21 protein-coding genes and 1 tRNA gene are annotated in these 25,905 nt (G+C 62.7%); 13 read left to right on the forward strand and 9 right to left on the reverse strand.

What is annotated here, in order from left to right; translation table 11 throughout:
• Positions 1–59: 59 nt before the first annotated feature.
• Positions 60–203 carry a DUF1127 domain-containing protein gene (locus B5D38_RS20645; RefSeq protein ID WP_078710343.1) on the reverse strand — a complete coding sequence of 48 codons (144 nt, stop codon included), beginning with the start codon at positions 201–203 and terminating at the stop codon, positions 60–62.
• A gap of 360 nt (positions 204–563) precedes the next feature.
• Here B5D38_RS20645 and B5D38_RS20650 point away from each other — a divergent pair.
• From B5D38_RS20650 to B5D38_RS20680, 7 genes are all read left to right on the forward strand, one after another.
• Positions 564–648, forward strand: a tRNA-Leu gene (locus B5D38_RS20650).
• Positions 649–725: 77 nt separating this feature from the next.
• Complete coding sequence (gene tig / locus B5D38_RS20655; protein WP_078710344.1) at positions 726–2,081, forward strand: trigger factor; 1,356 nt, start codon at positions 726–728, stop codon at positions 2,079–2,081.
• Between the two features lie 147 nt (positions 2,082–2,228).
• Positions 2,229–4,574, forward strand: a complete 2,346-nt coding sequence (locus B5D38_RS20660) for a mechanosensitive ion channel domain-containing protein (protein ID WP_245319435.1) — start codon at positions 2,229–2,231, stop codon at positions 4,572–4,574.
• A 174-nt stretch (positions 4,575–4,748) separates the two neighbouring features.
• A complete protein-coding gene (locus B5D38_RS20665; protein ID WP_078710346.1) occupies positions 4,749–5,381 on the forward strand; it encodes an ATP-dependent Clp protease proteolytic subunit in 633 nt (210 codons plus the stop codon).
• 293 nt (positions 5,382–5,674) lie between these two features.
• A complete protein-coding gene (gene clpX, locus B5D38_RS20670; RefSeq protein WP_078710347.1) occupies positions 5,675–6,943 on the forward strand; it encodes an ATP-dependent Clp protease ATP-binding subunit ClpX in 1,269 nt (422 codons plus the stop codon).
• Positions 6,944–7,179: 236 nt separating this feature from the next.
• On the forward strand, positions 7,180–9,603 hold the full coding sequence (gene lon, locus B5D38_RS20675) for an endopeptidase La (RefSeq protein ID WP_078710348.1): 2,424 nt from the start codon (positions 7,180–7,182) through the stop codon (positions 9,601–9,603).
• 165 nt (positions 9,604–9,768) lie between these two features.
• Positions 9,769–10,044 (forward strand): HU family DNA-binding protein, encoded by a 276-nt coding sequence (locus B5D38_RS20680; RefSeq protein WP_078710349.1) that lies wholly within the window; start codon positions 9,769–9,771, stop codon positions 10,042–10,044.
• A gap of 565 nt (positions 10,045–10,609) precedes the next feature.
• Here B5D38_RS20680 and B5D38_RS22770 read toward each other — a convergent pair.
• The 8 genes from B5D38_RS22770 to ugpB form a co-directional block, all read right to left on the reverse strand.
• A complete protein-coding gene (locus B5D38_RS22770) occupies positions 10,610–10,789 on the reverse strand; it encodes a Flp family type IVb pilin (RefSeq protein ID WP_078710371.1) in 180 nt (59 codons plus the stop codon).
• A gap of 188 nt (positions 10,790–10,977) precedes the next feature.
• Positions 10,978–11,151, reverse strand: a complete 174-nt coding sequence (locus tag B5D38_RS20690) for a Flp family type IVb pilin (protein WP_078710350.1) — start codon at positions 11,149–11,151, stop codon at positions 10,978–10,980.
• Between the two features lie 307 nt (positions 11,152–11,458).
• Positions 11,459–12,472 (reverse strand): bile acid:sodium symporter family protein, encoded by a 1,014-nt coding sequence (locus B5D38_RS20695; protein WP_078710351.1) that lies wholly within the window; start codon positions 12,470–12,472, stop codon positions 11,459–11,461.
• Positions 12,473–12,629: 157 nt separating this feature from the next.
• Positions 12,630–14,297 carry a Na/Pi cotransporter family protein gene (locus B5D38_RS20700; RefSeq protein ID WP_078710352.1) on the reverse strand — a complete coding sequence of 556 codons (1,668 nt, stop codon included), beginning with the start codon at positions 14,295–14,297 and terminating at the stop codon, positions 12,630–12,632.
• A 156-nt stretch (positions 14,298–14,453) separates the two neighbouring features.
• Positions 14,454–15,530 carry a sn-glycerol-3-phosphate ABC transporter ATP-binding protein UgpC gene (gene ugpC / locus B5D38_RS20705; protein ID WP_078710353.1) on the reverse strand — a complete coding sequence of 359 codons (1,077 nt, stop codon included), beginning with the start codon at positions 15,528–15,530 and terminating at the stop codon, positions 14,454–14,456.
• Between the two features lies 1 nt (position 15,531).
• Positions 15,532–16,380, reverse strand: coding sequence for a sn-glycerol-3-phosphate ABC transporter permease UgpE (gene ugpE / locus B5D38_RS20710; RefSeq protein ID WP_078710354.1), 849 nt, complete (start codon positions 16,378–16,380; stop codon positions 15,532–15,534).
• 21 nt (positions 16,381–16,401) lie between these two features.
• The gene (ugpA, locus tag B5D38_RS20715) at positions 16,402–17,283 is read right to left on the reverse strand and encodes a sn-glycerol-3-phosphate ABC transporter permease UgpA (RefSeq protein ID WP_078710355.1); all 882 of its coding nucleotides are present in this window, start codon (positions 17,281–17,283) and stop codon (positions 16,402–16,404) included.
• Positions 17,284–17,383: 100 nt separating this feature from the next.
• Positions 17,384–18,676, reverse strand: coding sequence for a sn-glycerol-3-phosphate ABC transporter substrate-binding protein UgpB (gene ugpB / locus B5D38_RS20720; protein ID WP_116002890.1), 1,293 nt, complete (start codon positions 18,674–18,676; stop codon positions 17,384–17,386).
• 321 nt (positions 18,677–18,997) lie between these two features.
• On the opposite strand from ugpB, the gene B5D38_RS20725 reads away from it, so the two are divergent.
• The 6 genes from B5D38_RS20725 (at position 18,998) to B5D38_RS20750 (ending at position 25,817) form a co-directional block, all read left to right on the forward strand.
• Positions 18,998–20,014, forward strand: a complete 1,017-nt coding sequence (locus tag B5D38_RS20725) for a substrate-binding domain-containing protein (protein WP_078710356.1) — start codon at positions 18,998–19,000, stop codon at positions 20,012–20,014.
• Between the two features lie 120 nt (positions 20,015–20,134).
• Positions 20,135–21,637, forward strand: a complete 1,503-nt coding sequence (locus B5D38_RS20730; RefSeq protein WP_078710373.1) for a sugar ABC transporter ATP-binding protein — start codon at positions 20,135–20,137, stop codon at positions 21,635–21,637.
• Positions 21,634–22,581, forward strand: coding sequence for an ABC transporter permease (locus tag B5D38_RS20735; protein ID WP_078710357.1), 948 nt, complete (start codon positions 21,634–21,636; stop codon positions 22,579–22,581). Before B5D38_RS20730 ends, B5D38_RS20735 begins: the two co-directional genes overlap by 4 nt.
• An 11-nt stretch (positions 22,582–22,592) precedes the next feature.
• The gene (locus B5D38_RS20740; RefSeq protein WP_078710358.1) at positions 22,593–23,549 is read left to right on the forward strand and encodes an ABC transporter permease; all 957 of its coding nucleotides are present in this window, start codon (positions 22,593–22,595) and stop codon (positions 23,547–23,549) included.
• Positions 23,550–23,553: 4 nt separating this feature from the next.
• Positions 23,554–24,573 carry a LacI family DNA-binding transcriptional regulator gene (locus B5D38_RS20745; protein WP_078710359.1) on the forward strand — a complete coding sequence of 340 codons (1,020 nt, stop codon included), beginning with the start codon at positions 23,554–23,556 and terminating at the stop codon, positions 24,571–24,573.
• Between the two features lie 2 nt (positions 24,574–24,575).
• Positions 24,576–25,817 carry a Gfo/Idh/MocA family protein gene (locus B5D38_RS20750; RefSeq protein ID WP_425349349.1) on the forward strand — a complete coding sequence of 414 codons (1,242 nt, stop codon included), beginning with the start codon at positions 24,576–24,578 and terminating at the stop codon, positions 25,815–25,817.
• Positions 25,818–25,905 lie beyond the last annotated feature (88 nt).

Below are 25,905 nucleotides of genomic sequence, written 5' to 3' on the forward strand. Positions count from 1 at the left end.
TTGGGCCTTGGGAGGAGGAGTGGCCCTCAGCGAAACCGTATAAAACCAAGATGCCGCTATTAGCGGGCCGCGCGGCGGGCGACTTCCGAGATTTCCGAACGAGCGATGCCCAGATCGTCGAGATCGCGCTGCGAAAGGCGGTTCAGCTCATTGAAGGTCTCGCGGTAACGCCGCCAGCTGCTATAAGTGCGAAGGAGGTTCATCGTTCCACTCCACGATTTAATCGATTGAAGAGATCGGCCAAGGCCGTCCCTGTTGTTGAGCGAAAGATAGGCCCACTCCCCATGCGGCGCTAGCAGGGGTGGCGCATGGCAGCATTGCGGCGCCCGCATTGCCTCGAGCTGTGTAAATTGAGGCATTTCAATGAGTTGCCTAAAAGGGGCGGGAATCCTGACTTGAAAAGCCCACATCACGCTTAATTGCCGACTGAAAGTTCCGGAGAAGCGGGTTCCGCAAAGCGGCCTGATTTCATGTCGGAATCGACTGAAATTGCGCTTTGACGCAGCTTTTACGGATGATATAGAGGCGCGCGCCTCGCGACGGCCTCACAAGGGCGTCGCTAAGCGGGTGTGGTGAAATTGGTAGACACGCAGGATTTAGGTTCCTGTGGCGTGAGCCGTGGGGGTTCAAGTCCCTCCACCCGCACCAATTCGCCGTTTCCAGGTTTCGAGTGAGGGGTGCGGCGGACCTCGGCGCATCCGGCATCGCAAAGGTGGTAAGGACAAATGCAGGTAACGGAAACCAAGGCCGAGGGGCTCAAGCGCGAGATCGAGGTCGTCGTGCCTGCTTCAGACCTCGCAGAACGGCTTCAAAAGAAGCTCGATGAAGCCAAAGGGCAGGTGCGCCTCAAGGGTTTCCGGCCCGGCAAGGTGCCGGCCGCGCATCTTCGCAAGGTCTATGGCCGCTCGATGATGGCCGAGATCGTCAATCAGATCATCAATGAGACGCCGCGTTCGGTGATCTCCGAGCGCGGCGAGAAGTCCGCGATGCAGCCCGAGATCGGCATGTCCGAGGACGAGGGCGTGGCGGAGAAGGTTCTGGCGGGCGAGAGCGATTTCCGCTTCACGGTGTCCTACGAGACGCTGCCGAACTTCGAGTTGAAGGAAACCGACTCGATCGCCATCGAGCGCCCGGTCGTGGAGATCTCCGAAGAGGAGGTCGAGGAGCAGGTGAAGCGCATCGCCGACAACGCCCGCACCTACTCCCCCAAGGAAGGCGCGGCCGAGGACGGCGACCGCCTGACCATGGACTTCGTCGGCAAGATCGACGGGGAGCCCTTCGACGGCGGCTCGGCGGAGAACACCAATCTGGTTATCGGCTCGGGGCAGTTCATTCCCGGCTTCGAGGACCAGCTCAAGGGCGCCGCGGCGGGCGAGGACAAGACCGTGACGGTCACGTTCCCCGAGGACTATGGCGCGGCTCATCTGGCCGGCAAGGAAGCGGTCTTCGACGTCAAGGTCAAGGAAGTCGCCAAGCCCGACGATCTGGCGATCGACGACGAGCTGGCCAAGAAGCTGGGACTCGAGTCGGTTGAAAAGCTCCGCGAGATCGTGCGCGAGCAAATCGAGGGCCAGTATGGCGCGATGACGCGCCAGAAGGTGAAGCGGCAGCTGCTCGACGCCCTCGACGCCCAGTATGATTTCGAGCTGCCCGAGAAGCTGGTCGCGGCCGAGTTCAACAACATCTGGACGCAGGTGACGAGCGAGCTCGAGAACGCCAAGAAGTCCTTCGAGGACGAGGACACGACCGAGGAGAAGGCGCGCGAGGAGTATCAGCGTCTGGCGAATCGGCGCGTCCGGCTTGGTCTTGTCCTCTCCGCCATTGGCGAGAAGGTCGGCGTCGAAGTGCGCGACGAGGAGATGCAGCGGGCCCTGATGGACCAGATCCGCCGCTATCCTGGTCAGGAACAGCAGATCTACGATTTCTTCCGTCAGAATCCGGAAGCGGTCGCGAGCCTCAGGGCGCCGATCTACGAGGAGAAGGTCGTCGATCACCTGCTGTCGACGGTTTCCGTCACCGACAAGACGGTGTCCAAGGAAGAGCTCATGAAGGAGGAGGAAGAAGAAGTTTCGGCTGCCTGATTCCCTTCCTGGCTGATTGATCTATAAACATCGGGGCTGGCGGATCGCCGGCCCCTTTTTGTTTGGCTCCAGAGAACGGAAGACGATCGAGGTCCCCGGCTGTTCGGCCAATTTCAGGACGCGATCGCCTGCGCAATGACTATGACCATGACTTTTCTGACGAAGATCCGGCTCTGGCTGGTTTTTTCGATCCTCTCGGCCATGGCCGCCTTTCCCGCGGTCGCCCAGACACCCGGTCTTCCATCCTTGGCCGCGACGACCGCTCCGGCCGAGGCATCGGACGCCGATAACGCCTCAGTCCAGGACCTCATCAAGATTCTCGAAAACGATGAGGCGAGGGCTCACCTCATCGAGTCTCTGAAAAATTCGGCCGGAGATCAGGCGGGCGAAAATGCCGCACCGGCGAATATGCCGGCTGAGATCATCCAGGGCCTGCCGGGGGAGGTGGCGGCCTATAGCCGCGGTGTCGTTGCGCTGGCGCTGAGCGTCGGCAAGAATCTCTGGGATACGGCTGGGCACTCGCTGGATCTGATGGCCGGCGTCGGCAGCCTCGATCTGCCTCGGATCAGCTCGGCCATCCTGCCTGTCGCCGTGGTCATGATCGTCGTCTTCGCCGTGCTTGCGCTGACGCGATTTCTCAAGGCGCCTCTGCTCGGGCGACTCGCCCGGCGGGCCTCCCGCTCAGGGCCGTTCCAGAAGCTCATGGTGCTTGCCATCGCAGCGCTGGTGGATGCCGTCGCCATTCTCGCGGCCTGGGCCGTCGGTCACGTCGCGGCGACGATTTTCAACGGCGGAGCGCCAAGCCTCAACCAGGCGCTGTTTCTCAATGCCTTTCTGCTGATCGAGGGAATCAAGCTCGTTCTCAATCTTTTCGTTCAGCCGAACACGCCGGGCTTGCGGTTGACGCCGTTTAGCGACCGGCAGGCGAAATACTGGTACTTCTGGATCTCGCGGCTGATCTCCGTGATCGGCTACACCTTCCTGTTTTTGGCGCCGATCGTCGAAAGCAATTCCAGCTATGCCGCCGCAAGGGCTGTGCGCGTCATTGTGGCGCTGCTCTCTCTCGTTACGTCGTTGATCCTGATTCTTCAGAACCGCGTCTGGGTTCGGGATCGGCTGGCGCGCGCCTACGACCAGGGCGACCACTCCGTTAGCGCTCAGTTCAATTGGCTGCTGGGTCGCGTCTGGTGGCTCATCGCCATCGTCTACGCCGTGACGGTCTTCTCCGCCTGGCTCACCAGCCCGACGAGAGGTCTTGAGTTCATCGTCGCCGCAAGCCTGAAAACCATCGCCGCGATGACGATCGGCGGTCTCGTCACCACGCTGCTCAGCTGGCTGATCGCCCATGGAATCCCGGTGCCGGTCTCGGCCAAGGAGCGCCTCCCGCTGCTCGAGCGGCGCATCAACGCCTTCATCCCGACGCTGCTGACGGTCATTCGCGTGCTGGTGGTGATCGTCGTTCTGTCGGTGATCCTGGAGGCTTGGCGGCTGCTCAACTTCTCGGGTTGGGTCGCCACGACCACGGGCCAGCGCTTCATCGGGGGCCTCTTCGGCGCCGGGCTGGTCATCCTGATCGGCTTTGTCGTCTATCTCGTGATCTCCTCGTGGGTCGAGTATCGGCTCAATCCCAACTTCGGGAAAGTGCCCACGGCGCGCGAGAGAACGCTCCTCGCGCTCTTCCGCAACGGTTTTACGATAACCCTTGTCGTGATCATCGCGATGCTCGTGCTTTCGCAGGTGGGGATCGACATTGGCCCGCTGCTGGCCGGTGCCGGAGTGGTCGGCCTGGCTGTAGGCTTCGGATCGCAGAAGCTCGTCCAAGACATTATCACGGGTGCCTTCATCCAGCTGGAAAACGCCATGAACGAGGGCGATGTGGTCTCCGTCGGCGGCGTCTCGGGGGTGGTGGAACGGCTGACCATACGCTCCGTGGCGCTGCGTTCCCTGGATGGCACCTACTATCTCATCCCGTTTTCCTCGGTGGATCAGGTCGCCAACATGACGAAGGGCTTCTCGCAGTTCGTCGCAGACCTCGGCGTCGCCTATCGCGAGAACGTCGAGGATGTGAAAATCGTCATGCGGGACGCCTTCAACGAGCTGCAGACCGGGGAGCACGGGCCGGAGATCCTGGGGGATTTCGAGATGTTTGGCGTCGAGAAGCTTGGCGATTCGGCTGTCGTTGTGCGCGGACGCATCAAGACGCTTCCGGGCAAGCAGTGGGGCATCGGACGGGCCTTCAACGAAATCGTGAAGCGCCTGTGCGACGAACGCGATATCGAGATTCCGTTCCCGCACATGACCATCTGGTTCGGCGAAAACAAGGATGGCAGCGCGCCTCCGGTGCGTCTGTCCCGGCCGGGTGCGGATCTGCGTGCCGTTACGCAAGCCGAGCCGGTGGGCGACCAGTCCGATCCCTCGCGCCACGGCTCGGTGGATCGCGAGGGTTTGCCCATTCCTCCGGACGAAGATGGTGTCGGCGACGAGCGCGGGTGAGAGCGAAGGGAAGGGGGCGGGTGATGTTCGACCGTAAACCCTTCCCGCTATTAACGCACCGAGCGCGCTTGCATAGAGGCTCGGCGGCACCCTATTTAACAAGCGATGGCACGAACTGAGTCGGCCCGGCGAGGTCCGATCGTTTTCCCCAAATCAAGTACCGAGAGCACGTTCATGAAAGATCCCGTGGAAACCGCGATGAACCTCGTCCCGATGGTGGTGGAACAGACCAACCGGGGAGAGCGCGCGTACGACATCTTTTCGCGCCTCCTGAAGGAGCGCGTCATCTTCATCACAGGGCCGATCGAGGACGGCATGTCGACGCTCGTCTGCGCGCAGCTCCTCTTCCTCGAGGCCGAGAACCCGAAGAAAGAGATCGCCCTCTACATCAATTCGCCCGGCGGCGTCGTCACCAGCGGCATGGCAATTTACGACACCATGCAGTTCATCAAGCCGGCGGTGTCGACCCTGTGCATTGGCCAGGCGGCCTCCATGGGCTCGCTCCTGCTGTGCGCCGGCCACAAGGATATGCGCTTCGCCACGCCCAACGCCCGAATCATGGTGCACCAGCCGTCCGGCGGCTTTTCGGGGCAGGCGTCGGACATCGAGCGCCATGCCCAGGACATCATCAAGCTGAAGCGGCGCCTCAACGAGATCTATGTCCAGCATACCGGGCAGGACTACGAAACCATCGAAAAGACCCTCGATCGTGATCACTTCATGACCGCCGAAGAGTCGCGCGAGTTCGGGATCATCGACAAGGTCTACTCCTCGCGTGAAGCTCTGGAAGCCACCCCGGCCAGCTGATCCGACATCGGGCGGAGAGGTCGATCGGGCGTCGAGTAGGGCGCCGTGACGCCACGGGAGCTTTCCCGTGGCTGTCGTCGGAAACAGTCTCCCAGGGGGAGACTCGCTGCTCGTGAGACGTGTTAATTGTCACTCAAGGGATGGGCTTTAATGTGAAGCTCCTGAAAAGCGTCACATTCGCACCCTCCGATCCAGGAGATTCGCCACGGTTGCCATAGGCCTAGGCCAATCCTAGAACTATAGTTTGGCAATGCAGCGGACCCCTGGGTCATCAGGACCGGAAGGAACAACGAATGAGCAAAGTGAGCGGCGGCGATTCCAAGAACACGCTCTATTGCTCTTTCTGCGGAAAGAGCCAACACGAAGTCCGCAAGCTGATCGCCGGGCCGACGGTCTTCATCTGCGACGAGTGCGTGGAACTCTGCATGGACATCATCCGCGAGGAGAACAAATCCTCGATGGTGAAGTCTCGCGAGGGTGTGCCCACGCCACAGGATATCATCAGCGTGCTCGATGATTACGTCATCGGTCAGTCGCACGCCAAGAAGGTTCTGTCCGTCGCGGTTCACAATCACTACAAGCGTCTTGCCCATGCCCAAAAGGGCAATGACGTCGAACTGGCGAAGTCGAACATCCTGCTGATCGGGCCGACGGGATGCGGAAAGACGCTTCTCGCGCAGACGCTGGCGCGCATCATTGACGTCCCGTTCACCATGGCGGATGCGACGACGCTGACCGAGGCGGGCTATGTTGGCGAGGATGTCGAGAACATCATCCTGAAGCTGCTCCAGTCGGCGGATTACAATGTCGAGCGCGCGCAGCGTGGCATTGTGTACATCGACGAGATCGACAAGATCAGCCGCAAGTCCGACAACCCGTCCATCACGCGCGACGTGTCGGGCGAGGGTGTCCAGCAGGCGCTGCTGAAGATCATGGAAGGCACGGTCGCTTCGGTTCCGCCGCAGGGTGGCCGCAAGCATCCCCAGCAGGAATTCCTGCAGGTCGACACGGCCAACATCCTCTTCATCTGCGGCGGTGCGTTCTCCGGTCTCGACAAGATCATCTCCGATCGCGGCCGCAAGACGTCCATCGGCTTTGCCGCATCCGTCTCCGCGCCGGAGGACCGCCGCACGGGCGAGCTCTTCCGCCAGGTGGAGCCCGAGGATTTGCTGAAGTTCGGCCTGATCCCCGAGTTCGTCGGGCGACTGCCGGTGATCGCGACGCTCGAGGACCTGGACGAGGCTGCGCTCATGCAGATTCTGGTTCAGCCCAAGAATGCTCTGGTCAAGCAGTATCAGCGCCTGTTCGAGATGGAGAGCGTCGATCTGTCGTTCCAGGAAGCGGCGCTGAAGGCTATCGCCCGCAAGGCGATCGAACGCAAAACCGGCGCGCGCGGGCTGCGTTCGATCATGGAGGCGATGCTTCTCGACACGATGTTCGATTTGCCGACGCTTGAAGGCGTTCAGGAAGTCGTGATTTCCGAAGACGTGATCGATGGTAAGGCGCGGCCGCTCTACATCTATGCGGATCGTGGTGACGAGAAGGAAAACGTCAGCGCCTGACGCCTTGGCCCCGTCGAAGTGCCTGACGGCCCGTCTCGGTCGCATCTTGCCACCGGGCGGGCCGTTGCCATTTATGGGCCGCGACGGGATGGCCGAGGGAATGGTGGAACTGGCCGAGGTTGAAGCGTTGCACCATCCGGCCCACATATCGCCGGATCGAGGCGTCGCATCGAGTGCTCGCTATTGAGGCTTGATGCTTGACGGCCTGACGCGGCGTTGCCGCAGAAAGGAATGACATGCCCAACACGACCTTCCAGAAGACCTACGCCGAGGAGCAGCATTACCCAGTGCTGCCGCTCCGCGATATTGTAGTCTTCCCGCACATGATCGTTCCCCTGTTTGTGGGGCGCGAGAAGTCCATCAAGGCCTTGGAAGAGGTCATGGGCGCGGACAAGCAGATCCTGCTGGCGACGCAGATCAACGCCGGCGACGAAGATCCCGCTCCCGACGCGATTTACGACGTGGGCACGATCGCCAATGTTCTGCAACTCCTGAAGCTGCCTGACGGCACGGTAAAGGTGCTGGTCGAGGGTGTCTCCCGCGCCAAGATCGACCGCTTTACCGATCGCACCGAGTGGCACGAGGCGGTCGCGCAGGTGATCGAGGAAGCCGACGAAGACCCGGTGGAGATCGAGGCGCTGGCGCGCTCCGTCGTTGCGGAGTTTGAAAATTACGTCAAGCTCAACAAAAAGATTTCGCCGGAAGTCGTTGGTGCAGCAGGCCAAATCGGCGACTACTCCAAGCTCGCCGACACCGTGGCCTCGCATCTCGCCATCAAGGTCCATGAAAAGCAGGAGATGCTGACGCTGGTTAGCGTCCGCGATCGCCTGGAGAAGGCGCTGGCCTTCATGGAGGCGGAGATTTCCGTCCTTCAGGTGGAGAAGCGCATCCGCTCGCGCGTCAAGCGCCAGATGGAGAAGACTCAGCGCGAGTACTATCTCAACGAGCAGATGAAGGCGATCCAGAAGGAGCTCGGCGACGGTGAGGAGGGCCGCGACGAGGCCGGCGAGATCGAGGAGCGGATCAAGAAGACCAAGCTGTCGAAGGAGGCCCGTGAGAAGGCTCAGGCGGAGCTGAAGAAGCTGCGTCAGATGAGCCCGATGTCGGCCGAGGCGACAGTGGTTCGCAACTACCTCGACTGGCTGCTGGGGCTTCCCTGGGGCAACCGTTCGAAGGTGAAGATCGACCTGAACAAGGCCCAGGAGATCCTGGACGCCGATCACTATGGCCTCGAAAAGGTCAAGGAGCGGATCGTCGAGTATCTGGCCGTGCAGAGCCGCCAGACGAAGCTGAAGGGCCCGATCCTCTGCCTCGTCGGGCCTCCGGGCGTCGGCAAGACCTCGCTGGCGCGCTCCATCGCCCGGGCGACGGGACGCGAATATGTCCGCATGTCGCTGGGCGGCGTGCGCGACGAGGCCGAGATCCGCGGCCACCGGCGCACCTATATCGGCTCGATGCCCGGCAAGGTCATTCAGTCGATGAAGAAGGCGAAGAAGGCCAATCCGCTCTTCCTGTTCGATGAGATCGACAAGATGGGCATGGACTTCCGGGGTGATCCGTCGTCGGCGCTGCTGGAGGTGTTGGACCCCGAGCAGAACTCGACCTTCATGGATCACTACCTTGAGGTGGAGTACGATCTGTCGGGCGTGATGTTCGTGACCACCGCGAACACGCTCAACATTCCTGCGCCGCTGATGGACCGCATGGAGATCATCCGTCTCGCCGGCTATACGGAAGACGAGAAGTTGGAGATCGCCAAGCGGCACCTTCTGCCGAAGTCCATCCGCGATCACGCGTTGAAGGCCGAGGAATTCTCGGTCGGCGACGATGCGTTGCGCGAGATCGTGCGCCGCTACACCCGCGAGGCGGGCGTCAGAAACTTCGAGCGCGAGCTGATGACGCTGGCGCGAAAGGCGGTGACGCAGATCCTCAAGGGCGAGAAGACGGTGGTTGAAGTCTCCGCCGACAATCTATCGGACTATCTCGGCGTGCCGCGCTACCGTTACGGTGAGGCCGAGCTGGACGACCAGGTCGGCGTCGTGACCGGTCTTGCCTGGACGGAGGTGGGCGGCGAGCTGCTGACCATCGAAGGGGTGATGATGCCAGGACGCGGCAAGATGACCGTGACCGGCAACCTCAAGGAGGTGATGAAGGAGTCGATCTCGGCGGCGGCGTCCTACGTGCGCTCGCGGGCGGTCGACTACGGCATCAAGCCGCCGCTATTCGACAAGCGCGATATTCACGTCCACGTTCCTGAAGGGGCAACCCCGAAGGACGGGCCGTCGGCGGGCGTCGCGATGGCCACAGCGATCATCTCCGTGATGACGGGCATTCCCGTGCGCAGGGATGTCGCCATGACCGGCGAGATCACGCTTCGCGGGCGCGTCCTGCCGATCGGCGGCCTCAAGGAGAAGCTCCTGGCGGCGCTGCGCGGCGGCATCAAGAAGGTTCTGATCCCGGAGGAAAACGCGAAGGACCTCGCGGACATCCCGGATAACGTGAAGAACAATCTGGAGATCGTGCCCGTCGCCCGCATGGGCGAGGTGCTGCGTCACGCTCTGGTTCGGGTGCCCGAGCCGATCGAATGGTCGGAAGCCGAGGAGCCTCTGGCACCACGGCCGGCCAGCGATGATGACGGCGCGGTCGCTGTCGCTCACTAGCGAAAACAGGCCGTGAGGCCCAGGAAACCGCCCTTCGGGGCGGTTTTTTTGTTTTGGGAGGCGAAAAATGAGGGTCCGGCACTCACGAAGCCTTGAATGATGGACGAGTCTGCACCATCGTCCCTCCCGAGCCGAACGAACTTGGCCGAGTTAGGAGAATGAGGCATGAATAAGAACGAGCTCGTTTCCGCGGTTGCGGAAAAGGCCGACCTTTCCAAGCAGCAGGCGACGCAGGCAGTGGACGCCGTCTTCGACGCAATCAGTGGCGCTATGGCCAAGGGCGACGACATTCGCCTTGTTGGCTTCGGCACCTTCTCTGTATCCCATCGCGCGGCGTCGAAGGGCCGCAATCCCTCGACCGGCGCCGAGGTCGACATTCCGGCTCGCAACGTGCCGAAGTTCGCTCCCGGCAAGAGCCTCAAGGATGCTGTGAACAAGTAACGGCGGATTAGCGTGTGGGAGCTTGGACGCTTGCTCTGAGCTCCCTCCAAAGCGCTGCAAGCCAATGTCGGTGAACGGGAACGGCTTCAACAGGCCAAAGCCATCGGCAGGCGCGGGATTTGATGCACGTGCTGCCCGCTGCGACGTCTCCGATCAGATGCGAAATGCGTTCCGCTATCACTCTCGCGCCCGGCACGCACTCATCTAGAGGCCGCACCGGTGCATTGGTCCGGCTTGACCAACGTCCATATGATTGTGGTGAGCGAGGGATAGGCGCCTGTTTTCGGTGCTGGCTGCTTATCCGTCCCGGCCCCGCGCCCCGTACTTGATGCGTTGCGCGCACCGTTCCAGAATCGCAAAAGCGCCGCTCCCGCATTTCTGCGGTCGGCATGGAAAGCTTGGGAGAAAGAATCTTGAGGCGCAGGCATTGATGCGAATGCATCGGAATGCCGTCTTTTGCCTCTGCACGATACTGGCCAGTAGAGCTCGTCGCGGACAGGAACAATGCGGCGGACGGAGCTAAGCCTTGCCTGACATCAAAAGCGGCAGTCGGGGCAACCGTTGTTCAGTCGTGGGAGCCGGACGACACGAGTCTATCGCCCACCGCCTCAATGGATGACCCTAAAGTGCCAGTCAGGGGTGTGAACGCGGATACCACGGCCAATGCCATAATTCCTGCGATGAGGCCATATTCCAGGGCGGTTGCGCCGGTCTTGTCGTGGATGCACCGCTTAAGGGTCTTCATGTCGGGCACCCCCCGCCGGCGCAACGCCGTGGAATAGTCAATTCATATCACCTTTGAAGAAGAAGGCCGCTTCCGAAGCGTCGCGGCCCTTGATCTTGCGTGGTGGTCTTGTTCGAACATCGTTAGAAGATCAGGATGTCCTGCCGGCCTAGGGCGCCGGTCGTCAATGCATCACACTCGGAATGCGATTAGCTGGTCTTCTCGAGAGTGGTCTTGATGTTCGTGAACGCCGTGTCGAGACCGCCGGTGATGTAGCCGAGCGCGGTGATGAGCGCGACGGACATGATCGCGGCGATCAGGCCGTACTCGATTGCGGTTGCACCGGACTCGTCATTCGAGAAGCGGCGAAGAAACTGAGCCATTAACTGATCCTTTCTGACCAAGTGTCCCCCAGGGGGCCGATAGCGCGACATCTCCTTGGGTCGGATTAGACAATAAGCGTTGAGATGTTTCTTCTCCCTTAAGTTCAACAGTTAACGTGAGGGAAATTTCCGATAGTAAAATTTAGATAAATTTCTGAATAGTCATACAAGACTGGACTTGATGTCAGATAACACCTTCTATTGCCTCTCCTTTTGCGGTGCGTAGCGTTTGGACCAGGAATAAACCTCCAAGCGGTCAAGCGCGTCATACTGCCACGCATGCGGGGCGTGGGCAGATCTCGCCAATTCAGCCTTCCACTGCAGTGGCTTGCTCGGCCGAGCGCGCCTCCATGGCCGCCGCCTCATGGGAATGGCGCGTGGCAATCACGCTGACGATCAGAAGCTGGAAGAAGTGGAAGAGCATGATCGGCAGAATGATGAGGCCTGCGTCGGTGCGGCCGGCGAAGATGATCGGCGCCAAAGGCACCCCGGTGGCCAGCGATTTCTTAGAGCCGCAAAACTGAGCGGCGATGCGATCCTCCCGCGACAGCCCAAACAGGCGCGTCAACACCCCCGTCAAAACATAGACGACGAAGAACAATGCGATCGACAGCACTCCGATCTCGATGATCGTCAGGGGATCGGTCCGCTTCCATAACCCCTCGGCCATGGAATCGCAGAAGGTGCCGTAGACGATGGCGAGGATCGTTCCGCGGTCGGCCAGCTTGATCCATGTCCGATTACGCGCCGCCCATCCTGCCAGCCAGCGACGGGCGATTTGGCCGAGCACGATCGGCACCAGGACGAGGACAACGACCTTCAGGACCGTCGGGAGCAACGGGACGGGCACGCCGGTGGATTGGAGGTACCAAGCCATCAAGGCGGGCGTAGCGAAGACGGCGAGGATGCTGGAAAGCGTCGCGTTGAAGATAGCGACCGCGACGTCGCCTCGGGCCAGGGAGACCATGGCGACCGAGGAAGAGACGGTCGAGGGCAGGGCGGCGACGTAGAAGAAGCCTATCATTGCCGGATCGGGCAGGGCGTTGGGGAAGGCCGCTTCCCCGGCCAGAACAACCAAGGGAAACAGGCCGAAGGTCGTGAGAACGACGAGAAGATGCGCTTTCCATCGCGTCACGCCCTGCTTCAGCCGCTCGGGAGCGAGGGTGAGACCGTAGAGAAAGAACACGATGCAGACGCCGTAGGTCGTCAGCAGCTCCCAATGGAGTGGCCCATCGGTTCGACCGGGTTCAGGGAAGATGAGTGCCGCGACCACCACGGCCGCGAGGGCAACGACGAACCCGTCGACCTTCCATCGTGACATTTCGCGGCATCCTCTTCGTGAAATGGGGACCGGTGCCGCATCCGGGTGCGGGATCAGGCGGTTCCGTCGCGGCAGCTCCGCGCCGAGACTCGAAACGTTGCGGCTGGATGACCCTATAGCCTCACGCGCCGAAAAACGCAGCCTCGGCCGAGCCGCATCAGCCGGCTTCGCCAGCGGCGTGTGACGTGAGGCGCGAGTTTCTCAACTCGCCGTGCTTTTCGAGCACACCATAGGCGGTTGCCGCGATGTGCGCTTCGATGCGCTTCAGATCTCGCGTCACGTCCAGATGGATAGAGCCCGTCTCGATCTCGTCTCGCCGGCCTGAGCGCATGTGCAGCACGTGGCGCTGCGTCACCTGGCGCTCAATGTCGCGAAAGCCTTCCTTTTCCGCGACGAGACGCCGGGCTGCCTCGACATTGCCGAACATGAACACGCTCACGGCGAGCTGAAGGTGATCGAGCAGACGGCTGTGCATCTCGCCGATCGAGGCGCTATCCTCCGCCGAGAATTGCAGCCCGCTCTTGAGGCGCCGCCTCGCGAGCTCCATCAGGTTCTTGTCGATGATGTCGCCGATATGCTCAAGGTTGATGGCGAGCGCCAGAATGTCCGACAGGCGGCGCGTATCGCTCTCTCGCAGGTTCTCCTGGTCGATGGCACCGAGATAGCGCTGGATCGCCCGGTTGAGCCGGTCGAGACTGTCGTCCATTCGGCTGATCTCGGCGATGCGGTCCCGGTCGCCACGATGAAGCACATCCTGTGATCCCCGCAGCATTTCTTCCACCACATCGGCCATGCGCAGCACCTCGCGCGCCGCATTGGAGAGCGCCACCGACGGCACCCTGAGCGCCGCCTCATCAAGATGCAGCGGTGCGCCGGGGTCGGACGACTCGACTTTCATGGGGAAGAGCCGAGTGAGAAGCCTCGCCTCCAGCGGCAACAGCCCGAGGAAAAGGCCGGCGATCGCGACGTTGAAGAGTAGATGGAAGTGGGCGGCGGCGCGAACTGGCGAGGGGTCCAGTGCCAGAAGTGCGTCGCTGATCGGACCGATCAGCGGAAGGCTGACCGCCGCGCCGACCAGACGCGTGATCAGATTTCCGACGGGGACGCGCAACCTCGTCGGATCGCCGCCCATCGCCGCGCTCAGGGGATTGAGCGCGCTGCCGAGATTCGCTCCAATGACCATGGCCAACGCCGCTGGCGCCGGAACGACGTTGGAACCGGCCAGGGACATGATGAAGAGCATCGCCGCGACGCTCGAGTGCGCGGCCCAGGCCAGGATTGCCGCAAGAATGGCGCTGAGGAGGGCATCTGACGTCATTGACTGCAGCAGCAGCCGAAGCGCCTGCGAGTTCTCCACGGGGCGCATGACCTCCGTCAGAAGGTGAAGCGATAGAAGGACCAGTCCGAGCCCGACAAGCGCCGAGCCCGCATCGCGGGCAGTGGCTTGGCGCGCCTTGCGGTTGATGATGAAGCCGAAAAGGATCAGCGCGGGAAACACCATGGTGATGTCGAAGGCGACCACCTGGACGATCAGCGTGGTGCCGACATTGGCGCCGAGCATCACGGCGAGAGCGGCGATGAGATCCATCGCGCCGCCGGCGGCGAGGGATGTGGTCATCAACGCCGTGGCGGTGCTGCTTTGAAGCAGCGCCGTCACCACGAGGCCCAGCGAGAACGCGCTGAAGCGATTGGAGAGGCCGAAGGCGAGAACACCGCGCAGCCGGCTGCCCAGCGCGCGCTGTACGCCGCCTGAGATCATGTGGATGCCCCAGAGGAGCAACGCAACGCCGCCTCCGAGGCTGATGAGGACATTGGCCGTCGACATGTCCAGATCCGACTTTTTCAATCAAAGATGCACATAGTGCGGCGATTAATAAACGCACATAGTGCGGCATCAATTTGATTGGATGTGCGCGGCTGCTGCCGAGGGAGACTTTTCTCCTTCGGCGGCAAAGGGCCCGACATTGAAGGGGCGGGGAGACTAGACCGGTGAATCCAGCCGAAGACCCGTTTTGCTATCGAAGCGATGCAGGCTGGTGGCGCCGGCGGCAGCCCTGATGGGTGTTCCCCCATCGAAGTGCCGATAACCTGGCACACGAACGGCAATCTCCGCCTTTTGCGCGCCGAACACGCCATAGACGTAGCTTTCGGCGCCGACCAGCTCGACGCCCGTCACAACGAGATCGGCTGCTATTTCATCATCTTGAATGCCCTCATCCCCCACGAGACGCATGTGTTCCGGGCGAATGCCGATCGTCGTTCCGACCGAGAGGCTGTCGCGTACGGCCGAGGAGCCCGCGAGTTGTGATGCCGTTTCCGGTTCGATCGGCAAAAGGTTCATTGCGGGGGACCCGATGAAGGTCGCGACGAAGAGCGTTGCGGGGCGCTCGTAGATCTCCATGGGCGAGCCAGCCTGCTCGATATGGCCCGCCGAGAGAACGACGAGCTGGTCGGCCAGCGTCATCGCCTCCAGCTGATCATGCGTGACATAGAGGCTGGTCGTGCCGAGCCGGCGCTGGAGCGACCGGATCTCGGCGCGCATCTGGACGCGCAGCTTGGCGTCGAGATTCGACAGCGGCTCGTCAAAGAGGAAGGCCGCCGGCTCGCGAACGATGGCGCGGCCCATCGCCACGCGTTGGCGCTGTCCGCCGGAGAGCTGGCCGGGCTTGCGATCGAGCAGCGGCGCAATTTCGAGGATCGCCGCCGCCTCGTTGACGCGCCGGGTGATTTCATCGCTCGGAATGCGGCGGTTTCTGAGGCCGTATTCGAGGTTCCGACGCACGGTCATGTGCGGGTAAAGCGCGTAGTTCTGGAAGACCATGGCGATGTCTCGCTCGGCCGGCTCCAGCTCGTTGACCGTCCGGCCGCCGATGGCGATCGTGCCCGAGGTGATGGATTCGAGCCCCGCCACCATCCGCAGCAGCGTCGACTTCCCGCAGCCTGACGGCCCGACAAGCACGACGAAGTGGCCGTCCTGCACGTCCAGGGAAACGCCCTTCACCGCCTCGACGCCGCCGGCATAGACCTTGCGCACGTCCTTCAGTTCGATGCCAGCCAACTCACTTCTCCGTTTCGACGAGGCCGCGCACGAACCACCGCTGCATCAGTACGACCACCAGGACAGGGGGCACGATGGCCAGGATCGCCGTCACCATTACGAGGTGCCAGGGCGTGTCCGCATCGGCAAAGGAAACCATCTTCTTCAGCGCGATGACGATGGTGTTCATCTGGTTGTTGTTGGTGACGAGCAGCGGCCATAGATACTGCGTCCAGCCATAGATGAAGAGGATCACGAAGAGCGCGGCGATGTTGGTCTTGGACAGCGGCAACAGGATGTCGCGAAAGAACCGCATGGGACCGGCCGCATCGATTCGCGCGGCCTCCACCAGTTCGCCTGGGATCGTCATGAAGAACTGGCGAAACAAGAGCGTTGCTGTCGCCGAGGCGATCAGCGGCAGGATCAGGCCGGCATAGGTGTCGATGAGCCCGAGATCGACCATCACCTTGTAGGTGGGGAGGATGCGCACTTCCACCGGCAGCATCAGCGTGATGAAGATCAGCCAGAAGAACACCATGCGCAGCGGGAAGCGGAAGAAGACGATGGCGAAGGCCGAGAGGATCGAGATGGCGATCTTGCCACATGCGACACCCAGCGCCATCACGGTCGTGTTGAACAGCAGCGTGCCGACGCCGACGCCACCGATGCGGCCAATGCCGCCAAACAGTGCCTCGCCGTAGTTGTTGGCGAACTCGCTGCCCGGCGTGAGGGGGAGCGGTGGGCGCAGGATCGTCTGGATCGTCTGGGTCGACGCGGTGAAGGTGTAATAGATCGGAAAGGCGACGATCAGGATGCCGACGATCAGCAGGAGATGCGCCAGCGGCCGGCCGAGAGGACTGCGTTCGATCATGGATTCGCTCCGGCGCGCGGCTCAACCATAATGGACCTTCCGCTCCACGTAGCGGAACTGGATGGCGGTGAGGGCGATGACGATGGCCATGAGGATCACCGACTGCGCCGCCGAGCCGCCGAGGTCCAGATTGACGAAGCCATCGTTGTAGACCTTGTAGACCAGCGTTTCCGTTGCCTTGGCGGGGCCGCCGGCCGTCACGGCGTCGATGATGCCGAAAGTGTCGAAGAAGGCGTAGACGGTGTTCACCACCAGGAGGAAGAAGGTCGTCGGCGCGATCAGCGGAAAGACGATGGTCCAGAACCGCTTGGTGGAGCGGGCGCCGTCGATCGCTGCGGCCTCAATGAGCGAGCGCGGAATCGACTGCATGGCGGCGACGAAGAACAGGAAATTGTAGCTGATCTGCTTCCAGGCGGCGGCGAAGATGACAAGGAGCATCGCCTGGTTGCCGTCGAGGAGCGGGTCCCAGGGAATGCCGCTGCGCCTCAGGATGTAGGCGAAGGTGCCCATGGTCGGGTTGAACATAAAGAGCCAGAGAAGGCCGGCCACGGCCGGGGCGACGGCATACGGCCAGATCATCAGCGTGCGATAAAGCCCCTTGCCCGCGATCACCTTTTCGGCGGCGCTGGCGAAGAGCAGGGCAAGCGCCATGGCGAGAGCCGCAGTCGCAAGGCTGAAGATCAGCGTGGTCTCGATGGCGTTGAGATAGCTGGGATCGCTCAGGACCGCCTCGAAATTCTCGAGGCCGACAAAGCGCGTCTTCAAGCCGAAGGGGTCCTGACGCAGCGTCGACTGGTAGAGCGCCTGGCTCGCGGGCCAGTAGAAGAAGACCAACGTGATCGCGACCTGCGGCGCGAGAAGCGCATAGGGCAGGATGCGGTTGGGAAATACGGCTCTGGGCAAGGAGGGAACGCCAACGAGGGAGAAGATGACGGAGGGCGCGGGGAGCGCCCTCCAGCGACGGGGGACGCCTCGGCGGCGTCTCCCCGGAACTGGGAAGCCCTTACTGGGCGTCCTTGATCGCAGCGTTGCCGAGCTCTACGGCCTTGTCGAGCGCTTCCTTGGCCGTCATCTTGCCAGCCAGCATCGCCTCGAACTGCTCATTCTCGATATCGCGGACCTGGGGCAGATTGGGCAGGCGCACGCCCTTGGAGTTCTCGGTCGGCTCCTTGCCCATCATCTGGGTGATCGGCGTTTCACGGCCTGGGTTCTTATCGTAGAAGTCGGTCTTCTTGACCGCGTCATACGCCGCCGTGGTCACCGGCAAATAGCCCGAATTTTCATGCAGAAACACCTGAACGTCGGTGCCGGAGAGGAAGTGGAAGAACTCCGCGATGCCCTTCACCTGCTCATCGGACTTGCCGGCGAAAACCCAAAGGCTCGCACCACCGGGAATGGTGTTCTGCGGCGCACCCTTGGCATTGGCGTCATAGGGCAACTGGCCGATGCCGTAGTTGATGCCGGACTTCACGACGTCGCCGAGCCCACCCGAAGATTCTGTCAGGATGCCGCACTCGCCGGAAAGGAAGAGCTGCTTGGCCTCCGACGTGCGACCGCCGTAGCGGAAGACGCCATCCTTGGCGAGATCGGCGATCGCCTGGAAGTGGTCGACATAGATCGGCGCATTGATCTCGAGTTCGACGTCGGAGCCGGCCAGACCGTTCTCCTTGGTCGAATAGGGAACGTCGTTCCAGGCGGCGAAGTTCTCGAGGTGAATCCAGGTCAGCCAGGTCGAGGTGTAGCCACAGGACGCCGCGCCGGAGTCCTTGATCTTGCGGGCTGCGTCGAACACTTCCTGCCAGGTCTTCGGCGGGTTGTCGACGTCGAGCCCGGCCTTCTGGAAGATGTCCTTGTTGTAGTAGAGAATCGGCGAGGACGAATTGTAGGGGAACGACAGCATCGTCCCGTCGGGCTTCGAATAATAGGATACGACGCCCGGAAGATACTGCGATTTGTCGAACTTGTAGCCGCCGGCTTCGAGCACGTCCGCAACGGGCATCATCGCGCCCTCGGCGCCCATCATGACGCCGGTGCCTGCGTCGAAGACCTGGATGATCGCCGGCGTCTGCTTGGCCCGAAAGGCGGCGATACCGGCGTTCAGCGTCTCGGGATAGGTGCCCTTGAACACAGGAACGATCTTGTAGTCGCTCTGGCTTTCGTTGAATTGCTTGGCGAGGGTTTCCACCACCTCATTGTTGGCGCCAGTCATGGCGTGCCACCACTGAAGCTCGGTCGCGGCCAGGCTCTCAGTGGTCAGTGACACGGCCGCGCCAAGGACGCATGCCGATAACAGCATGTTGCGGATCATTCGCGGTTCCTCCCATTCGTGCGGCTTCGACATTGTTGTTCTCCTTCGAGAGCCGGCTGCGCGAGAATGCATAAAGCCGGGGTGTGTGACAACCCGGTCCTACTTTTGGCTCGCGACAGATATGTGAAGGTTTGGATTCGTACACCGCACCGGCAGTGGTGGAGCCAATGAGACGTTGGCGACAACCTCCCGATAGGGCAGCCAAACCCCCAACTCCTCTTGACAGGACAATGTAACCGGTTTCCACTGTCGATGTCGCTCCTGAGGAGAGGAGCAGCCGCCGGTTCGCCGGCGAGGGAGGAGCTTTAGATGAAGACTATTATGGCGGCCGTCGGCGCTCTGGCGCTGATGACGGCAAGCGCGTTGGCGCAGGACTACACGATCGGCTTGTCCAATGGCTGGGTCGGCAGCGAGTGGCGCACCCAGATGATTGACGAGGCCAAGGCGGCGGCCGAGGCCTGGAAGGAACGTGGCGTGAACATCGAGCTCGTCATCCAGAGCTCCGACGTCGATGTGCAGGGGCAGATCGGTGCCGTCCGCAACATGATGAACCAGGGCGTCGATGCCATCATCATCAACCCCAACAGCCCGACGGCCTTCGATCCTGTGTTCGCGCAAGCCGCCGGCGCCGGTATCCTGGTCGTGGCGACCGACGCGGAGGTTTCCTCTTCCGACGCGATCTATGTCGGTATCGACCAGACAGATTGGGCCCGCAAGTCGGCGCAGTGGCTGGCCGATACACTGAAAGGCAAGGGCAGTATCGTCACCATCAACGGCGTCGCCGGCAATCCGGCCAACGAAATGCGCGTCGCGGGCTATCGCGAGGTTTTCTCCAAGTATCCTGACATCAAGGTCCTCAACGAGGCCAACGCCAATTGGGATCAGGCGCAGGGGCAGCAGACCATGCAGAACCTGCTCGCGACCTATCCCGACATCGATGGAGTTTGGGTGCAGGACGGCATGGCGGCCGGCGCGTGGCGGGCCATCGACGCGGCCGGTAAGACCGACACGATCGCGGCCACCGGCGAAATCCGCAAGGACTTCATGGACCTGTGGTCGTCGAAGCACCTGAACTCGGGCGCCTCGGTCAATCCTCCGGGCGTGATGGCCTCAGCCCTTAACGTCGCCGTGCTCAAGCTCCAGGGCAAGGAGTTCAAGGACGGCATCTTCGCCGGCAAGTACGGGAACGCGATCTACATTCCGATTCCCTTCGTCGATAACGACAACCTCGCCGACAACCTGAAGGCGGCCGAAGGCAAGCCGGGCTATTGGTCGATCACGGACACGGTTTCGATCGACGACGCCGAGAAGAACTATTTCAAGTGAGCCGGCGTGGCGCGGGCGACAAGAGCGCCCGCGCCAGCCTCCGACGAACTGGCATGCCCCTGGCGGGCGGCGCCGTTTCGCGCGCTCAATCCGGCTTTCTTCCATGTGGCGAGACGAATGATGACGGCTGCCCTTACGGCCCGATCGGTTCAGAAGCGCTTCGGCGCGGCCGTCGCCCTGTCGAACGCTGCTCTCACCCTGGAGCGGGGCGAGGTCCATGCGCTCGTCGGCGCCAATGGTTGCGGTAAGAGCACGCTGTCGAAGATCATCGCCGGCACTGTTCAGCGCGATTCCGGCGACATCGTCGTCAATGGCGCGCCTCTCGTCCTCAGTTCGCCGGCCGAGGCGGAAGCCAACGGCATCTCCCTGTTTTATCAGGAGCTATCGCTGATCCCGCAGATGAGCGTCGAGGACAACATCTTCCTTGGGCGCGAGCCGCGGAACGGAGCCGGCTTCGTTGATCGCAAGGCGCTGGCCAAAAAGGCCGATGCGCTGCTTCAGAGGTTCGCACCTGTCGCGGGACGGGGCCTTAACTCCAAGGCCCGCGTTTCCGATCTCAGTCCCGATCAGCGTCAGATCGTCGAGATCGTCAAGGTGTTGGCGCGAGATCCCGATGTCGTCATCTTCGACGAGGCCACGGCTGCGCTGGATCACCGTCAGGTTGAGCTTTTCTTTCGGATCATCGGAGAGATGAAGGATAAGGGTGTCTCCTTCCTGTTCATTTCGCATCGGCTCGCGGAGGTCTTTGCCGTCTGCGACCGGATCACGGTGATGCGCAACGGCGAGAGCGTCGACGACTTTGTCACAGCGGAGACGGACATGGACACCGTCGTGCGAGCGATGGTCGGGGATATCGCTCACGATCTCGATCCCGCGCCAAGCACGGATTTTACCTCGGCCTCCGCCCGGCTCGTGGTGCAGGGCGCGCGCGGGCAGCGGTTGCAAGACGTTTCTTTCTCGCTGAGGCCGGGCGAGATTTTGGGCCTCGGCGGCCTTCAGGGGCAGGGCCAGTCCATATTGCTGCAGAGCCTGTTCGGCGCCGAGCCGCTGACGGGGGGGCGGGTGCTCATCGAGGGGCGGCCTGTCGTCGTGCGCACCCCGCGGGCCGCTGTTCGCCACGGGTTTGGCTACGTCTCCGGCGATCGGGGCCGCGACTCGGCGCTTCAGGGGCGATCGATCTTCGAGAACATGGCGATCGCCGAATGGGTCGCCGAGCGTCGCAGACTTGTCTGGCCCGGCCGGCTTCAGGCCCGACTTTCCGAGATAGCCCAATCGCTGAACACGAAATATCCCTCGCTGGACGCGCCCATCGACGCGCTCTCGGGCGGCAACCAGCAGAAGGTCTTCATCGCGCGCTGGCTAGCGACCAATCCGGTGGTTCTGCTGCTCGACGATCCGACGAAGGGGATCGATCTCGCCGCCAAGGCCGACTTTTTCCGCCTGGTGCGCAACCTCGCGGCGGCGGGCGCCGCTGTCCTCTTCTACAGTTCGGAGGATGCCGAGCTCATCGGCCTTTGCCATCGCGTTCTCGTCTTCAACAGCGGCCGGATCGTCGCGGAGCTCGAGCGAGCCGAACTCACCTCCTTCAACCTCACCGGCGCAGCCTATGGGAGCGCGGCATGACTCTTGCGAATGCTCTGAAAGGGCGGGTCTGGCTGGTGACGCTGGCAGCGCTGATCGTGCTGGTCATCGTCAACGCCTACCTGCAGAGCAATCTCTTCACGCCGCGCGTGCTGAAGTCGAACCTCACGGTATTCCTTCCGCTAGTCCTGATCGCGGTCGGGCAGACCTATGTCATCCTCGCGGGCGATATCGATCTTTCGGTCGGTGCCATCGTCGCCCTCGTCAACGTTGTGACAGTGACGGTGATCGCCGGCATCGGAACAGAGGATGCAGCCGCAGTCCTTGCGGGGATCCTTGCAGGGCTGGCGACCGGCGTCGCCTGCGGCCTCTTCAACGGCTTCCTCGTCGCCGCCCTGCGGCTTCAGCCAATCGTCGCGACATTTGCGACGGGCATTCTCTTCAGCGGCATCGCGCTGAGGGTTCTGCCGACAGCCGGCCTTCCGGTTCCCGCGCCGTATTGGCGGACCTATGCCGGCGGCCTTTTCGCCTTGCCCGTCGTACTCTGGATCTTCATCGCCGTGCTGATTGCGGTTGGCATCCTCGGCGCGCGGCCGTTCCTCCGGCATTTGACCGCCGTCGGCGGCCATCGGGCGGCAGCGTTTCAGACCGGCCTTGCCGTCACGCGGGTGCGCATTGGGGGTTATGTTCTGGCCGCGCTCTTTTCCGCCGTGGCGAGCCTTTGCCTCACCGGTGAGACGGCGAGCGGCGATCCGTTGATGGGAGGGAGCCTTGCGCTCGGCTCCGTCTCGGCCGTCGTTCTCGGAGGAACGGCTCTCTCCGGCGGCTCGGGCAGCGCCTTCGGCTCGGTCCTCGGCGCGCTGGTGATCGGCATGATCGGCAACGTCATCTTCTTCGCCGGTCTGCCCTTCGAATATCAGACCCTGGTCAAGGGCGTCATCACGCTCGCCGCGCTCGCCGGCGGCGTGGTGATCGCGCGGCGCTGAGGAGGCAGGGCATGGAACGCTTTCGCCGCCTTCTCACCGAACCGCTGGTGCTCGCGAGCCTCGCCATCCTGGTGCTGCTGGGTGTAGGGGAATTCCTCTCGCCGGGCTTCGCGCGAGGCGGGCAGATCGCCCGTATCCTGACGGTTTCGGCCATTCTCGGCCTCGTCTCCGCCGGACAGGCGCTGGTGGTTATCGGCGGGCGCGAGGGAATCGACCTTTCCGTCGGCGCGTTGATCTCGCTCGGGGCGCTCGTTGCCGGCAACGTCATGAGCGGCGAGAACGGCGCGATATTCTCGGCCATCCTTGCCGCCGGCGGCCTCGCCTTTGTCATCGGCCTCGTCAACGGCATGGGCGTAACTCTGGTCCGCATCCCGCCACTGGTGATGACGCTCGGCATGATGGGCGTCATTCAGGGCGGCCTCGTCGTCCTCTCGCGCGGCATTCCCTCGGGCAACGCCGCGCCTGCCTTGATGACCTTCATCAACCGTCCGCTGGTGTTTGGCCTGCCGGGCGTGCTTTTTGTGTGGGCGCTGGTCGCTCTCGCGATGTGGTTCATCCTGCGGCGCACGGCCCTCGGCTATGCCATCTACGCCATGGGCGCCAACGAGCGTGCGGCGCGGCTTTGCGGCGTGAGAACCGGGCTCGTCCGAACACTGCTCTATGGCCTGTCGGGCCTCATGGCGGGCCTCACCGGCGTCTGCGTCATTGGCTACACCGGCAATTCCTTTATCAGCGTCGGGGATCAGTATGTCCTGCCGTCGGTGATCGCGGTGGTCATCGGCGGCGTCTCCCTCGCCGGCGGAACGGGCGGCTATTTCGGCGTCGTCCTCGGAGCGATCGCGCTGACGCTTCTTCAAAGCGTGCTGACGACCCTTCAACTGGAGTTCTGGGGGCGGCAACTGATCTTCGGCGCGGTGCTCTTGGGGCTGATGCTGCTCTATGGGCGCACCAAGCGCCTCCGGGTCTGATGGCATGAAGCGGCTGACGATCCGGGGCGTCGCGGAGATTGCCGGCGTTTCCATCGCGACAGTCTCCCGCGCGCTGACCCATCCCGAGCGCGTCACCGAGGCGACACGCGAAAAGGTGGAAAAGGCGGTGCGCGAAACCGGCTTCGTCCCGAACAGCCAGGCGGTGAACTTTCGCCGGCGTTCGACCCGCAGCGTTATCCTTCTGGTCCGCGACATCTCGAATGCCTTCTATCTCGATGTCTATCGCGGTGTGGAGGAGACGGCGTTCGCCAGCGGCTACCACGTTCTGATGGGCGACGGAGCGGGCGACGACAAGCGCATCCTTCACTACATCGACATGGTGCGCAATCGCCTCGCCGACGGGCTGATCCTGATGACCAGCCGTCTTCCCAAGCAGGCGTTGGCGGCGCCGCTGCCGCCCATGGTGGTGTCGCTGGAGGAGATCGATTCGGTTCGCCTGCCGACGGTCGCGGTGGACAACCGCGCCGCCGCCCGCCTCGGCGTCGAGCATCTCGTCTCCCTAGGCCACAGGCGCATCGCCCATATCACCGGGCCGATGCATCTGAAGATGGCGACCGATCGCCTTGCCGGCTGGCGCGATGCGCTTGATGCGGCGGGCGTCGAGCCCGATCCCGCTCTTGTGCTGGAGGGCGATTTCCACCTTTCCAGCGGAGCGGCGGCGACGGAGCGGCTGCTGGCGTCGGGCGCCAAGTTTACCGCCATCTTCGCCAGCAATGACGAAATGGCGGTCGGCGCTATCGCCGCGCTGAGGGCTCGTGGGCGCCGTGTGCCCGACGACGTGTCGATCCTCGGCTTCGACGATTCCGTCTATGCGCTTGCGGCCGATCCGCCGCTGACAACGGTGCGCCAGCCGCGTCGGGAGATTGGCTCGCGCTCCATGGACCTGATGATCGCCATTCTCGACGGCGAGGAGGTTTCGCGCGAGCCGCTGCTTTCCGACGTCGACCTCGCGGTTCGCCGCAGCACGGCTCCAGCCCCCACGAACAAACGGAGATCTAGATGACCATGACCCAGCCGGCGGCCGGCCGCCCTTTGCGTGTTGGCTTCGTCGGATCGGGCTTTATCGCCCACTTCCACCTGAAATCGCTTCTCGGCGTCCGCAATGTCGAGGTAACGGGTGTCTATTCGCCGACGCCGGCCAAGCGCCAGGCCTTTGCCGATGAAGTGGCGCGGCTCGACCTCGGGCAATGCCGCGCCCATGACAGCCTTGAGGGGCTGCTTGGCGCAGGCGACGTCGACGCGATCTGGATCCTGTCGCCCAATTTTACTCGCCTCGACGTCATGCGAACGATCGCCGGCGAGGTCGAGGCAGGGCGCTCGTCGGTGTTTGCGGTTGCCTGCGAAAAGCCCTTGGCGCGAACGCTGGCCGAGGCGCGGGAGATGCTCGCCCTGGTCCGCCGAGCTGGGCTCAATCACGGCTATCTCGAGAACCAGTTGTTCTCCACCGCCGTCCAGCGCGGCAAGGAGATCATCTGGCGCCGCGCGGTGCCGGCTACCGGCCGGCCCTATCTCGCGCGCGCCGCCGAAGAGCATTCCGGGCCGCACGAGCCGTGGTTCTGGCAAGGCAGCCAGCAGGGCGGCGGCGTGCTCCTCGACATGATGTGCCACTCCGTCGAGGTGGCGCGGTTTCTTTTGACCGCGCCGGGCGCGCCGCGATCGTCCTTGAAGTTAAAGAAGGCGACGGGCGCCGTGGCCGTGCTGAAGTGGGGCCAATCGCACTATGCCGACGAGCTCAAGGCGCGAATGGGCGCGGCGGTCGACTATTCCCGCAAGCCATCCGAGGATTTCGCGCGTGGGATGCTGACCTTCGAGGCTGAGAAAGGCCAGGAGGTCGTGGTGGAGGCGACGACCTCCTGGGCCTATGTCGGGGCTGGCCTGCGCATCGAGCTGGAGCTGCTCGGGCCGGAATACGCCCTCGAGTTCTCCTCGCTCTCGACCGGCCTCAAGGTCTTCATGTCGCGCAAGGTGACGGGCGGCGAGGGCGAGGACCTCGTCGAAAAGCAGAATGCCGAGCAGGGACTGATGCCGGTCCTGGAGGACGAGGCGGGCGCCTACGGCTATACCGACGAGAATCGCGAGATGGTCGAAGCCTTCCGCAAGGGGCGCGCGCCGTCGGAGACCTTCGAGGACGGCGTCGCGGTCGTCGAGATGCTGATGGCGCTCTACAAGTCCGCCGAAGAGGGCCGAACCGTCACGCTCGCGGACGAGGACCTCACCAATTTCAGGCCGAAAGTCGCCGCCGGGTGACAGAAGAGCAATCGCCCTTCATCGCCTTATGTTCTGTTTTTGTTCTATATTGTATTTCCTGCGCACCGATCGGCGCGCAGGATATTGT

Source organism: Consotaella salsifontis (assembly GCF_900167365.1).
GTDB classification, from domain to species: Bacteria; Pseudomonadota; Alphaproteobacteria; order Rhizobiales; family Rhizobiaceae; genus Consotaella; species Consotaella salsifontis.

Bases quoted from the DNA above. Each gene is read 5' to 3' on its own strand.
- B5D38_RS20645 (WP_078710343.1), bottom strand. From the start codon at position 203: ATGAACCTCCTTCGCACTTATAGCAGCTGGCGGCGTTACCGCGAGACC.
- tig (WP_078710344.1), top strand. From the start codon at position 726: ATGCAGGTAACGGAAACCAAGGCCGAGGGGCTCAAGCGCGAGATCGAG.
- B5D38_RS20660 (WP_245319435.1), top strand. From the start codon at position 2,229: ATGACTTTTCTGACGAAGATCCGGCTCTGGCTGGTTTTTTCGATCCTC.
- B5D38_RS20665 (WP_078710346.1), top strand. From the start codon at position 4,749: ATGAAAGATCCCGTGGAAACCGCGATGAACCTCGTCCCGATGGTGGTG.
- clpX (WP_078710347.1), top strand. From the start codon at position 5,675: ATGAGCAAAGTGAGCGGCGGCGATTCCAAGAACACGCTCTATTGCTCT.
- lon (WP_078710348.1), top strand. From the start codon at position 7,180: ATGCCCAACACGACCTTCCAGAAGACCTACGCCGAGGAGCAGCATTAC.
- B5D38_RS20680 (WP_078710349.1), top strand. From the start codon at position 9,769: ATGAATAAGAACGAGCTCGTTTCCGCGGTTGCGGAAAAGGCCGACCTT.
- B5D38_RS22770 (WP_078710371.1), bottom strand. From the start codon at position 10,789: ATGAAGACCCTTAAGCGGTGCATCCACGACAAGACCGGCGCAACCGCC.
- B5D38_RS20690 (WP_078710350.1), bottom strand. From the start codon at position 11,151: ATGGCTCAGTTTCTTCGCCGCTTCTCGAATGACGAGTCCGGTGCAACC.
- B5D38_RS20695 (WP_078710351.1), bottom strand. From the start codon at position 12,472: ATGTCACGATGGAAGGTCGACGGGTTCGTCGTTGCCCTCGCGGCCGTG.
- B5D38_RS20700 (WP_078710352.1), bottom strand. From the start codon at position 14,297: ATGTCGACGGCCAATGTCCTCATCAGCCTCGGAGGCGGCGTTGCGTTG.
- ugpE (WP_078710354.1), bottom strand. From the start codon at position 16,380: ATGATCGAACGCAGTCCTCTCGGCCGGCCGCTGGCGCATCTCCTGCTG.
- ugpB (WP_116002890.1), bottom strand. From the start codon at position 18,676: ATGCTGTTATCGGCATGCGTCCTTGGCGCGGCCGTGTCACTGACCACT.
- B5D38_RS20725 (WP_078710356.1), top strand. From the start codon at position 18,998: ATGAAGACTATTATGGCGGCCGTCGGCGCTCTGGCGCTGATGACGGCA.
- B5D38_RS20730 (WP_078710373.1), top strand. From the start codon at position 20,135: ATGACGGCTGCCCTTACGGCCCGATCGGTTCAGAAGCGCTTCGGCGCG.
- B5D38_RS20735 (WP_078710357.1), top strand. From the start codon at position 21,634: ATGACTCTTGCGAATGCTCTGAAAGGGCGGGTCTGGCTGGTGACGCTG.
- B5D38_RS20740 (WP_078710358.1), top strand. From the start codon at position 22,593: ATGGAACGCTTTCGCCGCCTTCTCACCGAACCGCTGGTGCTCGCGAGC.
- B5D38_RS20745 (WP_078710359.1), top strand. From the start codon at position 23,554: ATGAAGCGGCTGACGATCCGGGGCGTCGCGGAGATTGCCGGCGTTTCC.
- B5D38_RS20750 (WP_425349349.1), top strand. From the start codon at position 24,576: ATGACCCAGCCGGCGGCCGGCCGCCCTTTGCGTGTTGGCTTCGTCGGA.